The sequence below is a fragment of the Aeromonas veronii bv. veronii genome (assembly GCF_000820225.1).
GTDB lineage: Bacteria > Pseudomonadota > Gammaproteobacteria > Enterobacterales > Aeromonadaceae > Aeromonas > Aeromonas veronii.
This window is the reverse complement of the sequence record NZ_CDDK01000043.1, coordinates 69,242-84,619: the sequence shown is the minus strand read 5'-3', so window position 1 is coordinate 84,619 and position 15,378 is coordinate 69,242. Positions and strand designations below refer to the sequence as shown.

The following is a 15,378-nucleotide window of genomic DNA, read 5'->3' as shown; positions in this document are numbered from 1 at the left end:
ATGGTCATCATCATCGGATTGGGCAAAACCGGACTCTCCTGTGTCGATTACTTCCTCGGCCGTGGCGTGACGCCATTGGTGATGGATACCCGTGCCAACCCGCCCGGCAAGGATCAACTGCCGCCTGAGGTAGAGCTCATTCACGGGCTCGACGAGGCGCTGCTCAAGCAGGCGCACATGATCGTCGCGAGCCCGGGTATCGCGCTGGCGACCCCCGAACTGAAAGCGGCTGCCGAGTGTGGCGTGCAGATCGTCGGTGATATCGAGCTGTTTGTGCGCGAAACCCAGACTCCGGTCATCGCCATCACCGGCTCGAACGGCAAGAGCACCGTCACCACCCTGGTGGGCGAGATGATTGCCGAAGCCGGTCTCAATGTCGGCGTGGGCGGCAATATCGGCACGCCTGCGCTGGAGCTGCTCAAGCAGCCGATGGATCTCTGCGTGCTGGAGCTCTCCAGCTTCCAGCTGGAAACTACTCACAGTTTGCGTGCTGCCGCCTCCGTGGTGCTGAACCTCTCAGAAGATCACATGGATCGTTATCAGGGCATGGCCGACTATCGCGCCGCCAAGATGGAGATCCATCAGCACTCCAAACACATTCTGGTCAATCGTGACGATGCCCAGACCCTGCCTGATGTGGGTCAGGTGTGGCAGAGCTTTGGTCTCGACTGCAATGGCTATGGCCGTTGCCTGCTGGATGGCCGCCACTGGTTGACCCTGCACGGTGAACCACTGCTGGCGGTAGACGAGATGAAGATCGTCGGTGCCCATAATCAGGCCAACGCGCTGGCCGCCATGGCGCTGTGCGATGCGGTCGGCATTCCCCGTGCGGCTCAGCTTACCGTGCTGCGTCGTTTCGAGGGCTTGCCCCATCGTGCCCGTTTCGTGCGCGAGGTGAACGGGGTGCGCTGGATCAACGACTCCAAGGCCACCAACGTGGGAGCCACACTGGCTGCCGTTGCCGGTGTGCGCGAGTCGGTCAAGGGGCGCCTGCTGTTGCTGGCCGGTGGTCAGGGCAAGGGGCAGGATTTTGGCCCGATCCAGGCGCTGCTGGGCAACCAGATCGATCACATGTACTGCTTCGGTCAGGATGCCGAGGTGCTGCTGGCACTGGGCGAGCAGACCGAACGGGTGGCCGACCTGGCCGCTGCGGTTGCCAACGCGGCGGTCGATGCCAAGCCCGGTGACTGGGTGCTGCTGGCGCCAGCCTGTGCCAGCCTAGATCAGTTCAAGTCGTTCGAGGTGCGCGGCGATCGTTTCACCGAGATGGTGCTGGCACTATGAACGCCCTTCGCGCAGCAGCAGGTCTGTTCCAGCGCTGGTTGTTACCGGCGCGTCCTGCCGGTCTCTACGATCGGCAGCTGGTACTGCTGGCGCTCTCCCTGATGGCGGTCGGGGTGGTCATCGTGGCCTCGGCGTCGATCCCCGAAGGGATTGCGCTGGGGGATGACCCCTTCATGTTTGTGAAGCGTCACGCCCTGTTTCTGGTGATGGCGCTCGGTATCTCCTGGTTTGTGTTGCAGGTGCCGATGGCGCGCTGGCAACAGCACAACGGCCCCATGCTGCTGCTGGCGATCTTGATGCTGGTGCTGGTGCTGCTGGTGGGCCGAAACGTCAACGGTGCGGTGCGCTGGTTGCCGCTCGGCCCCTTCAACCTGCAGCCTGCCGAGTTTGGCAAGCTGGCGCTGTTTGTCTATCTGGCCGGTTATCTGGTGCGGCGCCAGAGCGAAGTGCGTGAAGCCTGGATCGGCTTCCTGAAACCGCTGGCGGTGTTCGGGGTGCTGGCGGTCTTGCTGCTGTTGCAGCCTGACCTGGGTTCCACCGTGGTGATGTTCGTTACTTCGTTTGGCATGCTGTTTCTGGCCGGAGCCCGACTGGGACAGTTTTTGACCCTGATCGGCGCGGGTCTCGGCTCTGTGGTGATGCTGATCATCGTCGAGCCCTACCGGATGCGGCGGGTGACCTCCTTTATGGATCCCTGGGCCGATCCGTTCGGCAGCGGCTACCAGTTGACCCAGTCGCTGATGGCGTTTGGCCGTGGCAGCTGGTTTGGCGAAGGGCTTGGCAACTCCATCCAGAAGATGGAGTACCTGCCGGAAGCGCACACCGACTTCGTGTTTGCGATCCTCGGTGAAGAGCTGGGTTACGTCGGGGTGCTGGGCGCCCTGTTCCTGATTTTTGCGTTGGCGGTCAAGGCGCTCAAGCTGGGGCATCGCGCGCTGGTGGCCGAGCGGCTCTATGACGGTTATCTGGCCATCGGCATTGGCATCTGGTTCAGCTTCCAGACCTTCGTCAACGTTGGCGCGGCCAGCGGTATGATGCCGACCAAGGGCTTGACCCTGCCGCTGGTCAGTTACGGTGGTTCCAGTCTCATCATCATGTCGGTGGCGGTGAGCATGTTGATTCGAATCGATTTTGAGTTGCGTCAGGCGACAGCCCAGGCGCGCGTGCGGGAGGTTTAGTGAGCAAGACTCTGTTGGTGATGGCAGGTGGTACCGGTGGGCATGTGTTCCCCGGTCTGGCCGTGGCCGATCGCCTGAAGGCCCAGGGCTGGACTGTCCACTGGCTCGGCACTGCCGACCGGATGGAGGCGGAACTGGTACCCGCCCACGGTTATCCCATCTCCTTCATCGATATTCAGGGAGTACGTGGCAACGGCATCAAACGACTGCTGGTGGCGCCCTATCGCATCGTCAAATCGATCCTGCAGGCGCGTCAGGTGCTCAAGACCGTTCGTCCTGATGTGGTGCTCGGCATGGGCGGTTTTGCCTCCGGCCCGGGTGGCGTGGCGGCCTGGTTCTCCGGCATCCCGCTGCTGCTCCATGAGCAGAATGCTGCTGCCGGCATGACCAACAAGCTGCTGGCCCGTATCGCCAGGCGGGTCTTGATGGCATTTCCGGGCGCCTTCGCGCCGAGCCGTCGTACCGCCGTGGTGGGCAATCCGGTGCGTCCCGAAGTGGTCGCCCTGCCGGATCCACAACTGCGCAGCGGAGCCGAGCCGTTGCACCTTCTGATAGTGGGCGGAAGTCTGGGGGCGCGGGTGCTCAACGAGCAGGTACCTGCTGCGGTGGCGGCATCCGGCGTGCCCATTGAAGTGCGTCACCAGTGTGGCAAGGGCAATGCCGAGACTGTCTCTGCTGCCTATGCCCAGCACGGCATCACTGCCGAGGTGAGCGAATTTATCAAGGATATGGCCAGCGCCTACGCCTGGGCCGACCTGGTGGTCTGCCGTGCCGGTGCCCTGACTGTTTCCGAAGTGGCTGCAGCAGGTGTGGCTGCCATTTTCGTGCCGCTGCCCCATGCGGTGGATGATCACCAGACCCGTAACGCCCTGACACTGGTCGACGGCGGAGCGGCCGAGTTTCTGCCCCAGTCCGAGCTGAACACAGCCTCACTGGCGGCTCGCCTGACCTGGCTGGCAGGTCGCCGGGAGACCCTGTTTAACATGGCGAAAGCGGCTCGCCGCGTCGCCATCACGGATGCGGCCGAGCGGGTTGCGGATGAGTGCAAACAGCTCGCAACCGGGCAGCGTGGTAAAGATTGATGAGCAAGGTTGCAGCGGTGACACCGTGCAGCCTTGTACCTGTATGTATTGATGCCGCTGTGCAGCTGCGCTTTGACGGCACATGGCCTGCGGCAGACTAAAGAGACGATTATGACCAAGGTTGAACTGGCAAAACTGCGTACTGTGATCCCCGAAATGCGCCGCGTGCGTCGCATCCACTTTATCGGCATCGGTGGTGCCGGTATGGGCGGGATCGCCGAAGTGCTTGCCAACGAAGGGTATCAGGTAACGGGTTCTGATCTGACTCGCAACGCCGTGACCGAGCGGTTGGCCGGACTGGGCGCGCACATCTTCGTCGGCCACAGTGCCGAGCATGTCGAGGGTGCCAGTGTGGTGGTGGTCTCTACCGCCATCAAGCAGGACAACCCGGAGCTGCTGGCTGCCCGTGAACTGCGGATCCCGGTGGTGCGCCGCGCCGAGATGCTGGCCGAGCTGATGCGTTTCCGCCACGGTATCGCCATCGCCGGTACCCACGGCAAGACCACCACCACCAGTCTGGTGGCGAGCATCTATGCCGAAGCCGACCGCGACCCGACCTTCGTCATCGGTGGCCTGCTCAACAGTGCCGGTACCAATGCCCGGCTGGGCAGCAGCCGCTACCTGATTGCCGAGGCGGACGAGAGCGACGCCTCTTTCCTGCATCTGCAGCCGATGGTCTCTATCGTGACCAACATCGAAGCGGATCACATGGACACCTACGGCGGTGACTTCTCCAAGCTGAAGGCCACCTTCATCGAGTTTCTGCACAATCTGCCCTTCTACGGACTGGCGGTGGTCTGCATCGATGATCCGGTGATCCGTGGCATGTTGCCCGAGATTGCCCGTCCGACCTTGACCTACGGTCTCTCTGACGATGCCGATGTGCAGGTGCTGGATTTTGTCCAGACCACCAACCACAGCTGCTTCCGTGTTCGCCGCAAAGAGGCGGGTGAGCTGCTGGTGACCCTCAATTTGCCGGGTATTCACAACGCATTGAACGCCGCAGCGGCGATAGCTGTCGCGACAGAGGACGGTGTCAGCGACGAGGCCATCATCTCTGCACTGGCCAAATTTGAAGGGGTCGGTCGTCGCTTCCAGCAGTATGGCGAGTTTGAAACCGGTCGCGGCAAGGCGATGCTGGTGGACGATTACGGTCACCACCCGAGCGAAGTGAAGGTCACCATCAACGCCGCCCGTGCCGGTTGGCCCGAGAAGCGTCTGGTGATGGTGTTCCAGCCGCACCGTTATACCCGCACCCGCGACCTCTACGAGGACTTCGCCGATGTGCTCTCCAAGGTAGACGTGCTGGTGATGCTGGAGGTTTATGCTGCCGGTGAGGAGCCGATCCCGGGCGCTGATGGACGGGCACTGTGCCGCTCCATTCGCTCGCGTGGCAACCTGGAACCCATCTTCGTCGCTACACCGGATGACGTGCCAGCCGTGCTGGCCGACCTGATCGGCGAGGGGGATTTGGTGCTGACTCAAGGCGCCGGGAACGTCGGGGCACTGGCCCGTCGTCTCGGAGAGATGAAATTGAGCATAGATAGCATGAAATCTGGCGCCTGAGGGCCCAATGAGTATTTTGACCGCCAAGCCGGGGCCTATATAATGGCGAACCGGTCTGTCAAAGGCCGGTTTAGCGCGTTACACGGGGATCGATTGGGTGGAGGCAAGGGCACAGGGGCGCACCAAGGGTGGCTTCATCGCAGGGGTAGCGTTTTTCCTGCTGGTGATATGGGGCTGCTACCGGACGGCGCTGGATGTTAAAGGTTGGCTGACAGATGCCAACCGGTTGCCCATGAGCGAGCTGTTGCTGCAGGGGCAACACCAGTATTTGCAAACCGAAGAGCTGCGGATGGCCGTGCTGGATGGCGCCGAGCTGCGCAACTTCTTCGAATTGGACGTCAACGAATTGCAGGCACGGCTCAATGCCCTGCCATGGGTGGCCTCGGTCTCGGTACGAAAGAAGTGGCCGAACAAGATCAAGATCTACCTCACGGAACAAGATGTGGCGGCGCGCTGGAATGGCAACCGCTTCGTCAACACCAAGGGCAAGGTATTCAGTGCCCCGGATCGGGTCAAGACGCCGCTGTTGCAGCTGTCAGGGCCGGATGACCAGGCCGCCCGGGTGTTGAAAGAGAGTCGGCAGTACGAGTCGCAACTGGCTGCCAAGGGATACAAGTTGCTGGGGGTGAATCTGACCCCCCGCCATGCCTGGGAACTGACCCTGGATGGCAATATCAAGCTGTTCCTGGGACGCAATGACATTGCGCTCCGGCTGCAGCGGTTTATCGATGCCTTCCCGGTTATCGAACCCCGTGCGCAAGTCGCCTACGTGGATCTTCGATATGACACCGGAATGGCAGTTGGCTGGAAGAAGAGCGAAGAGAAAGTGCATGACCAACACCGCAGATAGGAATTTGATTGTCGGACTGGATATCGGCACAACCAAGGTGGCGGTTCTGGTCGGGGAAGTATTGCCGGACGGTGAACTGAACGTCATCGGTATGGGCAGTCACGCTTCTCGCGGAATGGAGAAGGGCGGGGTCAATGACCTCGACTCCGTGGTCAAGTCACTGCGCCGCGCGGTGGAAGAGGCCGAGATGATGGCAGATTGCCAGATCAGCTCGGTCTATCTGGGGTTGTCCGGCAAGCATATCGACTGCCGCAACGAGACCGGTATGGTGCCCATCTCCGATGAAGAGGTGACCCAGGAGGATGTGGACAACGTGATCCACACCGCCAAGTCGGTTCGCCTCTCCGATGAGCTGCGAGTGCTGCATGTGCTGCCTCAGGAGTTTGCCATCGATTATCAGGAAGGGATCAAGAATCCGGTTGGCCTCTCCGGTGTGCGGATGGCAGCCAAGGTTCACCTGATCACCTGCCACAACGACATGGCTCGCAACATTGAGAAATGTGTGGAGAAGGTCGGCTTGCGCGTGGATCAACTGATCTTCTCCGCGCTGGCCTCCAGTTATGCCGTGTTGACCGAAGACGAGAAAGAGCTGGGTGTCTGCGTGGTGGACATAGGTGGCGGCACCATGGATATGTCGCTGTTTACCGGCGGTGCCCTGCGCCACACCAAGGTGATCCCGTACGCTGGCAGCACTGTGACCAGCGACATCGCCTACGCCTTCGGCACGCCGCCGCTCGACGCGGAAGCGATCAAGGTGCGCTACGGTTGCGCCCTCGGTCGTCTGGTCAGCAAGGAAGACAATATTGAAGTACCCAGTGTCGGCGGTCGTCCGGCGCGCAGCCTGCAACGGCAGACACTGGCTGAAGTGATTGAGCCCCGTTACACCGAGTTGCTCTCCATGGTGAATGATGAGCTGGTGCGGGTACAAAGCGAGTTGAAAGCGCAGGGGGTCAAGCATCAGCTGGCAGCCGGTGTGGTCTTGACCGGCGGCGCTGCCCAGATTGAAGGCATTGTGGAGTGTGCAGAGCAGATCTTCCAGAGCCAGGTCCGGGTGGGAGAGCCCATGAACATACGTGGTTTGAGTGATTACGTGCAGGCACCGGTGTACTCGACTGCGGTCGGGTTGCTGCAATATGGCCGCACCCATCAAGCCACAGGTAGCAACAAAGAATATGCCGCCAAGGCAAGCGTCGGTGGCCTGGTCAAACGGGTTAGCAACTGGCTGCGTGGCGAGTTCTAAGAATTTTGCTGAGTCAGGCAAATAAAGCGGAGAGACAACATGTTTGAATTTATGGATAGCCACACTGACGAAGCCGTCATTAAAGTGATCGGTGTAGGTGGCGGCGGCGGTAACGCTGTCGAACACATGGTTCGTCAAAATATTGAGGGTGTTGAGTTTATTACCGTCAACACCGATGCCCAGGCACTGCGTAACTCCAGCGCCAACACTACCCTGCAGATCGGCGGTGGCATCACCAAGGGTCTGGGTGCCGGAGCCAATCCGGAAGTGGGTCGTGATGCGGCCATGGAAGATCGCGAAGCGCTGCGTGAGCTGCTGACCGGTTCCGACATGGTGTTCATCGCCGCCGGTATGGGTGGTGGTACCGGTACCGGTGCTGCGCCGATCGTGGCCGAAGTGGCGCGCGAGATGGGCATCCTGACCGTTGCTGTGGTGACCAAGCCGTTCTCCTTCGAAGGGAAGAAGCGGATGGGCTTTGCCGCCCACGGTATTGAGGAGCTCTCCAAGAACGTCGACTCCCTGATCACCATCCCCAACGACAAGTTGCTGAAGGTGCTGGGTCGCGGTATCTCCCTGCTGGATGCCTTCAAGGCGGCCAACGATGTACTGCTTGGCGCGGTACAGGGCATTGCCGAGCTGATCACCCGTCCGGGCTTGATCAACGTCGACTTCGCGGACGTGCGTACTGTGATGCGTGAAATGGGTACCGCCATGATGGGTACCGGTTCCGCCTCCGGCGATGACCGTGCCGAAGAAGCGGCCGAGAAAGCCATCTCCAGCCCGCTGCTGGAAGATGTGGATCTGGCTGGTGCCCGTGGCATCCTGGTCAACATCACTGCCGGTATGGACATGACCATCGAAGAGTTCGAAACCGTGGGTAACGCGGTCAAGGCCTTCGCTTCCGAGAACGCCACTGTAGTAGTGGGTACCGTAATCGATCCGGAAATGCACGACGAACTGCGTGTGACCGTGGTTGCTACCGGTATCGGTGCCGAGCGCAAGCCGGACATCACTTTGGTCAAGAGCAGCCAGGTGCAAGAGCGCCCGGTGCGTCAGCCGCTGGTTAGCGACATGATGCAAGGCCGCGTGATGGACGAAGCCCCGGCCAAGGTGGTCAACGCCGAGCCGCAAGCTCGTCGTGAACCGGATTACCTGGATATTCCGGCGTTCCTGCGCAAGCAAGCTGACTGAGTCTCTTATGGCTCTCGTTTGTTTGTTGTTCAAGGAATATGCTAAGATGGCCTGCCAACGACCATCTGGTCCGGATTTTAAGCTGTTTAGGGTACACCCATGATTAGACAAAGAACCTTGAAAACGAGTGTACAGGCGACTGGTGTCGGCCTGCATTCGGGCCGGAAAGTCACCATGACGTTCCGTCCGGCGCCTGTGAACACAGGAATCGTTTACTTGCGTACCGACCTGAATCCTGTGGTGGAGCTGCCAGCCAATGCCGATCAGGTGCGCGATACCGTGCTCTGTACCGCTCTGGTCAACGAAGCCGGTGTCCGTGTCTCTACCATTGAGCACCTCTCCGCCGCGCTGGCCGGGATGGGGATCGACAACCTCTATGTCGAGGTTGACGCGCCCGAGATCCCGGTGATGGACGGCAGTGCGCATCCCTTTATCTACCTGCTGCAGGAAGTCGGGATCCGTGAGCAGAATGCTGCCAAGCAGTTTGTGCGGATCAAGAAGAGCATCCGGGTTGAAGACGGCGACAAGTGGGCGGAATTCCACCCCTATCGCAACGGCTTCAAGATGGATCTCGAGATCGATTTCCAGCATCCGGTTTTTGAAGGGCGCAATCAGCGTTGCGTACTGGACTTCTCCGGTGCCTCCTTCGTGAAAGAGATCAGCCGTGCCCGTACCTTCGGGTTCATGCGTGATATCGAGTACCTGCGTTCCCAGAACCTGGCGCTGGGCGGAAGCTTGGAAAACGCCGTGGTACTGGACGACTATCGGGTGCTGAACGAAGACGGTTTGCGTTATGAGGACGAGTTCGTCAAGCACAAGATGCTGGACGCGATCGGTGACCTCTATATGTGTAACCGCAGCATCATCGGTGAGTTCCGTGCCTACAAGACCGGACATGCCCTGAACAACAAGCTGCTGCGTGCCTTGCTGGCCGAGCAGGAGGCTTGGGAACTGGTGACCTTCGAGGGTGAGGGCGACAAAGCGCCTATCGCTTACTACGATAACGGTCTGGTTCTGGCCTGATAGCTGTGCAACGGAACGTCGGTCCTCTCTCCGCACCGACGTTCCGTCATTTGTTTACTCCATCCTTTAATACCGATTATCTCCCGGTTTTATTTCCCGTGCAGGCTCCTGGCCGCACCTGACCGAGCAGACTGATTTCTATGAGCATTACCCTGATCCTCCACGGCAAGCAGCGACGCAAGTTGCACCTGCCCAAACAACGTCTGGCCTGGGTCGGCGGTATTCTCTTCTCCCTGTTGGCCCTTGGTGGTGGTTGGCTCTGGCAGAGCTGGCACCAGAAAATGGAGGCGCTGGAAGTGGCGCTTGCCGTTGCCGAGCAACAGTCCGTTGACCAGAGTGGTGACGAAGCCCGTGAACAGTTGGCGATGCTGGCTGCTCAGGTGGGCACCATGCAGGGCCAGCTTGGCCGTCTCAATGCCCTCGGCGAACGATTGACCGAGCAGGCCGATCTCGATCCCGACGAGTTCAATTTCAAAGAGCTGCCCCCCATGGGCGGCCCTTCTTATGATGAAGAGCTGGAAGTGAGCCTCAACGAGCTGCAAGCCTCGATGAAACACCTCAGCCAGCAGCTCAGCAGCCGCGAAGAGCAGCTGTCGGTACTTGAATCTTTCATCATGAATCACCATATCACCGATGCCGGTTTCATTTCCGGCACGCCAGTCAAACAGGAGCGAGTTTGGGTCTCGTCCGGGTTTGGTGGACGGGTCGATCCGTTCAACGGGCGTGCCAAGATGCACAAAGGGGTCGATTTCCGTGGCAAACCCGGAACCCCGATTCTGGCCACCGGGCCCGGCATTGTCAGCTGGGCGGGCCGTCATCCGGAATTTGGCAATATGGTGGAGATTAATCACGGCAATGGCCTGGTCACCCGCTATGCCCACAACTCCAAGTTGCTGGTCGAGGTGGGCACTCTGGTTGATCAGGGTCAGAAGATTGCCTTGATGGGACGCACCGGTCGCGCGACTGGGGTCCATCTGCATTACGAAGTGTTGAAAGATGGTCGTCAGGTCAACCCCGCACGCTTTCTCAGTGCCAGACGGGGTTAGGTTTTTTTCTTCAGGTTCCAGTGACGGAACGCTTTTATAACCAGAAATAGTTGGTACCCATGATTAGCACACTGCTTACCAAGATTATCGGCAGCCGGAACGACAGAACGCTCAAGGCTTTGCGCAAAATTGTAAAACAGATCAATGCCATGGAGCCGCAGTTCGAGGCTCTGTCCGATGCCGAGTTGCAGGCCAAAACGGCTGAATATCGTCAGCGTATCGAGCAGGGTGAGACCCTGGAGCAGTTGCTGCCGGAAGCGTTCGCGACCGTGCGTGAAGCCTCCAAGCGGGTGTTTGGCATGCGCCACTTCGATGTGCAACTGATCGGCGGCATGGTGCTGAACTCCAACCGCATCGCGGAAATGAAGACTGGTGAAGGTAAGACCCTGACCGCCACTCTGCCAGCTTACCTGAACGCCCTGAGCGGCCGTGGTGTGCACGTGGTAACTGTGAACGACTATCTGGCCAAGCGTGATGCGGAGGCGAACCGCCCGCTGTTCGCCTTCCTCGGCATGACCGTCGACTGCAACGTGCCCGGTATGGATGCGTCCCAGAAGCGTGACGCCTACGCCGCCGACATCACCTACGGTACCAACAACGAATTCGGTTTCGACTACCTGCGCGACAACATGGCGTTCTCGCCGGAGCAGCGCGTACAGCGCCCGCTCAACTACGCGCTGGTGGATGAGGTGGACTCGGTGCTTATCGATGAAGCCCGGACTCCGCTCATCATCTCCGGTCCGGCCGAAGACAGCTCCGAGCTCTATATTCGCGTCAACAAGCTGATCCCGCTGCTGGTCAAGCAGGACAAGGAAGACACCGAAGAGTACACCGGCGACGGTCACTACACGGTGGACGAGAAGAACCGTCAGGCCCTGCTGACCGAAAACGGTCAGATCTTCGTGGAAGAGCTGCTCAAGAAAGAGGGGCTGCTGGACGAGAACGACTCCCTGTTCTCCGCCTCCAACATCAGCCTGCTGCACCACGTCAATGCAGGTCTGCGTGCTCACACCCTGTTCGAGCGCAACGTGGACTACATCGTCCAGAAAGACGAGATCGTCATCGTCGACGAGCACACCGGCCGTACCATGCCGGGTCGTCGCTGGTCCGATGGTCTGCATCAGGCCGTTGAAGCGAAGGAAGGGGTGAAGATCCAGAACGAGAACCAGACGCTGGCATCCATCACCTTCCAGAACTACTTCCGTCTCTACAACAAGCTGGCGGGGATGACAGGTACTGCGGATACCGAAGCCTTTGAATTCCAGCAGATTTATGGCCTGGATACCGTGGTTATCCCGACCAACAAGCCGATGGTGCGCAAGGACATGGGCGATCTGGTCTACCTGACCGCCAATGAGAAGTATGCCGCCATCATCGAAGATATCCGTCAGTGTGTGGCCAAGGGCCAGCCTGTACTGGTTGGTACTGTCTCTATCGAGAACTCCGAGCTGCTCTCCGGCATCCTGACCAAGGAGAAGATCCCGCACAAGGTGCTGAACGCCAAGTTCCACGCCATGGAAGCGGAGATCGTCGCCCAGGCCGGTCAGACTGGCGCGGTGACCATCGCCACCAACATGGCCGGTCGTGGTACCGACATCGTGTTGGGCGGCAACTGGCAGGCAGAGATTGCCAAGCTGGAGAACCCGACCAGCGAGCAGATTGCTGAGCTGAAAGCCGCCTGGCAGGTGCGTCACGATGCGGTGCTGGCCGCCGGTGGTCTGCACATTATCGGCACCGAGCGTCACGAATCCCGTCGTATCGATAACCAGCTGCGCGGCCGTTCCGGTCGTCAGGGTGACCCGGGCTCCTCCCGTTTCTACCTCTCCATGGAAGATACCCTGATGCGGATCTTCGCCTCCGATCGCGTGACCGGCATGATGAAGAAGCTGGGCATGGAAGAGGGCGAAGCCATCGAGCATCCGTGGGTCACCAAGGCGATCGAAAACGCCCAACGCAAGGTGGAAGGTCGCAACTTCGACATCCGCAAGAGTTTGCTGGAGTTTGATGACGTTGCCAACGACCAGCGCAAGGTGGTCTACGAGCAGCGCAACGAGCTGCTGGATACCAACGACATTTCCGAGACCATCCACGTTATCCGTGACGACGTCTACGGCGCGGTGATCGACGAGTACATCCCGCCCCAGTCTCTGGAAGAGATGTGGGACGTGCCGGGCCTGGAAGCGCGCCTGAAGGCGGACTTCGCGCTGGATCTGCCGCTGCAGCAGTGGCTGGCGGAAGATGACAAGCTGTATGAAGAGAAGCTGCGCGAGCGCATTCTGGACGAAGCCACCAAGCTCTATGCCCACAAGGAAGAGCTGGTCGGCAAAGAGGTGCTGCGCAACTTCGAGAAAGCGGTGATGCTACAAACTCTGGATGGTCTGTGGAAAGAGCATCTGGCCGCCATGGATCACCTGCGTCAGGGTATCCATCTGCGCGGCTACGCCCAGAAGAACCCCAAGCAGGAGTACAAGCGCGAATCCTTCGATCTGTTCACCCAGATGCTGGAAACCCTCAAGCGCGACGTGGTCAGCATCCTGAGCCGTGTTCAGGTGCAGGAGCGCGATGTGGAAGCGATGGAAGAGCAGCAGCGCCAGCAGGCGGAAGCCGCTCCCCGTACCTATACCCACGCCGCTGCCGAGAGCCAGCTGGCCGATGAACAGGCCGCAGGCGAAGAGGGCCACACCACCTTCGTACGCGATGAGCAGAAGGTCGGTCGCAACGATCCCTGCCCGTGCGGTTCCGGCAAGAAGTACAAGCACTGCCACGGTCAGTTGACCTGATCGACGCTATGCCATAACAGGCGGGCCAAGTGCCCGCCTTGTTATTGGTGGCAACAAGCGAACAGAGGTAATTGATGGAACAGAAAAAACGGATCTGGGTGGCGGTTGGCGTCATCGAGAATGAACGGGGCGATATCTTCATCGCCAGACGCTCCTCCGATCGCCATCAGGGGGATCGCTGGGAGTTTCCCGGTGGCAAGGTAGAGTCGGGCGAGGATCTGCTTACCGCGCTGGATCGGGAGCTGTGGGAAGAGATCGGCATCCGGGTATTGGATTGTGCCCCCTTCATGGAGCTGCATCACGACTACCCCGAGAAGCAGGTATTGCTGGATATCTGGAAGGTGACCCGTTTCAGCGGCGAGCCGTTCGGCAAGGAGGGGCAGGAGTGCCTGTGGGTGCCGGTGGCCGAGCTGAACAACTACCACTTCCCCGATGCCAATGGCCCGATTGTAGCGCGGCTACAGGGTCTGCAGGCTTGAGCCGGTAGCAATCAACAAGCATCAAAAAAGGGCCAATCGGCCCTTTTTTGATATTGCAGAGGTGAGTGACCAGGGGCTTATAGCCACTGATCGCCCTCTTCCGGCTCCGGCAGCAGATCCGGGTTGATCTCCCCCGGGATCCGCTTCTCTTCATCGGCCCACTCGCCAAGATCGATCAGTTGGCAGCGCTTGCTGCAGAAGGGGCGAAACGGGCTCTGCGGGCCCCATTCCACTTCGCTCTGGCAGGTCGGACACTTTACCTTGGTGACCATAAGCCCTCCTTAGCAGCAGGCGAGCTGGAACGGCACGTCGCCAATCGGCTGTTCTGCGGTGGGCAGAAAGCGCAGGGCGAAGCGGTTCTTGTGGCCGCTCAGGGTTGGGTAGCAGAACAGATTGCCCGGCAGCTTGATGCGGATCAGCTCGGCGCTCTCGGCGGTGTCCTGGAAGAAACCGTTGCTGGCAACCTGCTCACTGAAGCTGCCTGATTCGCGCCACAGGCGCAGCAGCAGAGTGATGGCATTCATCAGCAGATTGATATCGCTCAGCCAGCCTTGCATCTGCTGGTGACGGGCAATGGCCGGTGTGCCGAGCCAGTGGTGCAGCTGTGGCACATCGAAGGCACACAGACCACCCGGGATGGAGAAGCGCTGGCGGATGGAGCCGAGCAGACGATCCTCTTTCAGGCGGGCACCTGGGCGTGGCGAGTTGAGCAGGTTGCGAGAGAGCTGGCTGCTCTCTTGCTGCATCAGTTTGATCTGCTCCAGATCGACATCGGGCAGGCTGGCCCAGTGGCTCAGACGCTGGCCGAGGCGCTCCAGATCCTTGATGAGGTCGGCGCGCAGGTCACCACGCTCCAGCAACTCCTGCAGATCGAACAGCCCCTTGAAGAAGGCGATATGTGCCCAGGATTGTTCACTTTCCAGATTGTCGCGGATCTGGGAAAACAGGGACTCCAGACGAAGATAGGTCCGGCTTTTTTCATTGAGGGGGAAATCGTAAATCATGCCTAATCCTGGCCAGCCATAAACCGGCCTAGTGTACTCACACTTGGCGGCCTTGTTGAGAGGCAATTGCCAGATATGTCTCGTGCAGCGCCAAAATCCGCGTTTTAATCGCCATTTCGCTGCCATTGTGGTTTTCGATGACATCATCCGCCGCAGCGAGGCGTTCCACCCGACTCGCTTGTGCGGCGATGATGGCGCGGGCCTGCTCGGCCGATACCCCATCACGGCGACAGGTGCGCTCAATCTGGGTGGCTTCATCCACATCGATCACCAGCACCCGGTTGGCGAGGCCGGTGAGTTTGTTCTCCACCAGCAGCGGCACCACCAGCAGGCAGTAAGGAGAACTGGCCGCGGCGCACTGGCGCAGCATTTCGCTGCGAATGAGCGGATGGAGCAGGGCATTGAGCCACCCCTTGGCCTGCGGGTCGCTGAAGACCCGCTCGCGCAGGGCACGACGGTCGAGTTGACCGCTAGGTTCAATCACATCAGGGCCAAAATGGTCGGCGATGGCGGCAAGGGCCGGGGTGCCCGGCTCGACCACTTCGCGGGCGATCACATCGGCATCCACCACCTCGATACCCAGCGCGGCAAACTGATTGGCGATAGTGGTCTTGCCGCTGCCGATACCACCTGTGATAGCAACTACATACATGGG

14 protein-coding genes are annotated in these 15,378 nt (G+C 60.0%); 11 read left to right on the top strand and 3 right to left on the bottom strand.

Annotated features, from left to right (window positions below; genetic code table 11):
• The 11 genes from murD (at position 1) to mutT (ending at position 13,719) form a co-directional block, all read left to right on the top strand.
• Positions 1-1,284: a UDP-N-acetylmuramoyl-L-alanine--D-glutamate ligase gene (murD, locus tag BN1139_RS18600; RefSeq protein ID WP_013723409.1), complete on the top strand. Its 1,284-nt coding sequence runs from the start codon at positions 1-3 to the stop codon at positions 1,282-1,284.
• Positions 1,281-2,462 (top strand): cell division protein FtsW, encoded by a 1,182-nt coding sequence (ftsW, locus tag BN1139_RS18595; protein ID WP_005336154.1) that lies wholly within the window; start codon positions 1,281-1,283, stop codon positions 2,460-2,462. The genes murD and ftsW overlap by 4 nt, the downstream gene beginning before the upstream one ends.
• Complete coding sequence (murG, locus tag BN1139_RS18590) at positions 2,462-3,544, top strand: undecaprenyldiphospho-muramoylpentapeptide beta-N-acetylglucosaminyltransferase (RefSeq protein ID WP_013723410.1); 1,083 nt, start codon at positions 2,462-2,464, stop codon at positions 3,542-3,544. Before ftsW ends, murG begins: the two co-directional genes overlap by 1 nt.
• A gap of 111 nt (positions 3,545-3,655) precedes the next feature.
• Positions 3,656-5,110 (top strand): UDP-N-acetylmuramate--L-alanine ligase, encoded by a 1,455-nt coding sequence (gene murC, locus BN1139_RS18585; RefSeq protein ID WP_005355108.1) that lies wholly within the window; start codon positions 3,656-3,658, stop codon positions 5,108-5,110.
• A gap of 97 nt (positions 5,111-5,207) precedes the next feature.
• Positions 5,208-5,960 (top strand): cell division protein FtsQ/DivIB, encoded by a 753-nt coding sequence (locus BN1139_RS18580; protein ID WP_005336149.1) that lies wholly within the window; start codon positions 5,208-5,210, stop codon positions 5,958-5,960.
• A complete protein-coding gene (gene ftsA / locus BN1139_RS18575) occupies positions 5,941-7,200 on the top strand; it encodes a cell division protein FtsA (protein WP_005336148.1) in 1,260 nt (419 codons plus the stop codon). The genes BN1139_RS18580 and ftsA overlap by 20 nt, the downstream gene beginning before the upstream one ends.
• Before the next feature lie 39 nt (positions 7,201-7,239).
• Positions 7,240-8,391 (top strand): cell division protein FtsZ, encoded by a 1,152-nt coding sequence (gene ftsZ, locus BN1139_RS18570; RefSeq protein WP_005336147.1) that lies wholly within the window; start codon positions 7,240-7,242, stop codon positions 8,389-8,391.
• A gap of 99 nt (positions 8,392-8,490) precedes the next feature.
• A complete protein-coding gene (lpxC, locus tag BN1139_RS18565) occupies positions 8,491-9,414 on the top strand; it encodes a UDP-3-O-acyl-N-acetylglucosamine deacetylase (protein ID WP_005336146.1) in 924 nt (307 codons plus the stop codon).
• 140 nt (positions 9,415-9,554) lie between these two features.
• The gene (locus BN1139_RS18560; protein WP_005355107.1) at positions 9,555-10,460 is read left to right on the top strand and encodes a M23 family metallopeptidase; all 906 of its coding nucleotides are present in this window, start codon (positions 9,555-9,557) and stop codon (positions 10,458-10,460) included.
• 59 nt (positions 10,461-10,519) lie between these two features.
• Complete coding sequence (gene secA / locus BN1139_RS18555; protein ID WP_005336144.1) at positions 10,520-13,240, top strand: preprotein translocase subunit SecA; 2,721 nt, start codon at positions 10,520-10,522, stop codon at positions 13,238-13,240.
• Positions 13,241-13,314: 74 nt separating this feature from the next.
• Positions 13,315-13,719: an 8-oxo-dGTP diphosphatase MutT gene (mutT, locus tag BN1139_RS18550; RefSeq protein WP_005355106.1), complete on the top strand. Its 405-nt coding sequence runs from the start codon at positions 13,315-13,317 to the stop codon at positions 13,717-13,719.
• Between the two features lie 77 nt (positions 13,720-13,796).
• Here the strand turns inward: mutT and yacG are convergent, their stop codons facing one another.
• The 3 genes from yacG to coaE are packed head-to-tail and all read right to left on the bottom strand — an operon-like array spanning position 13,797 to position 15,375.
• Positions 13,797-13,991 carry a DNA gyrase inhibitor YacG gene (yacG, locus tag BN1139_RS18545; protein ID WP_005336142.1) on the bottom strand — a complete coding sequence of 65 codons (195 nt, stop codon included), beginning with the start codon at positions 13,989-13,991 and terminating at the stop codon, positions 13,797-13,799.
• A 9-nt stretch (positions 13,992-14,000) separates the two neighbouring features.
• The gene (gene zapD / locus BN1139_RS18540) at positions 14,001-14,723 is read right to left on the bottom strand and encodes a cell division protein ZapD (RefSeq protein WP_005355104.1); all 723 of its coding nucleotides are present in this window, start codon (positions 14,721-14,723) and stop codon (positions 14,001-14,003) included.
• A gap of 37 nt (positions 14,724-14,760) precedes the next feature.
• Positions 14,761-15,375 (bottom strand): dephospho-CoA kinase, encoded by a 615-nt coding sequence (coaE, locus tag BN1139_RS18535; RefSeq protein ID WP_005355102.1) that lies wholly within the window; start codon positions 15,373-15,375, stop codon positions 14,761-14,763.
• Positions 15,376-15,378 lie beyond the last annotated feature (3 nt).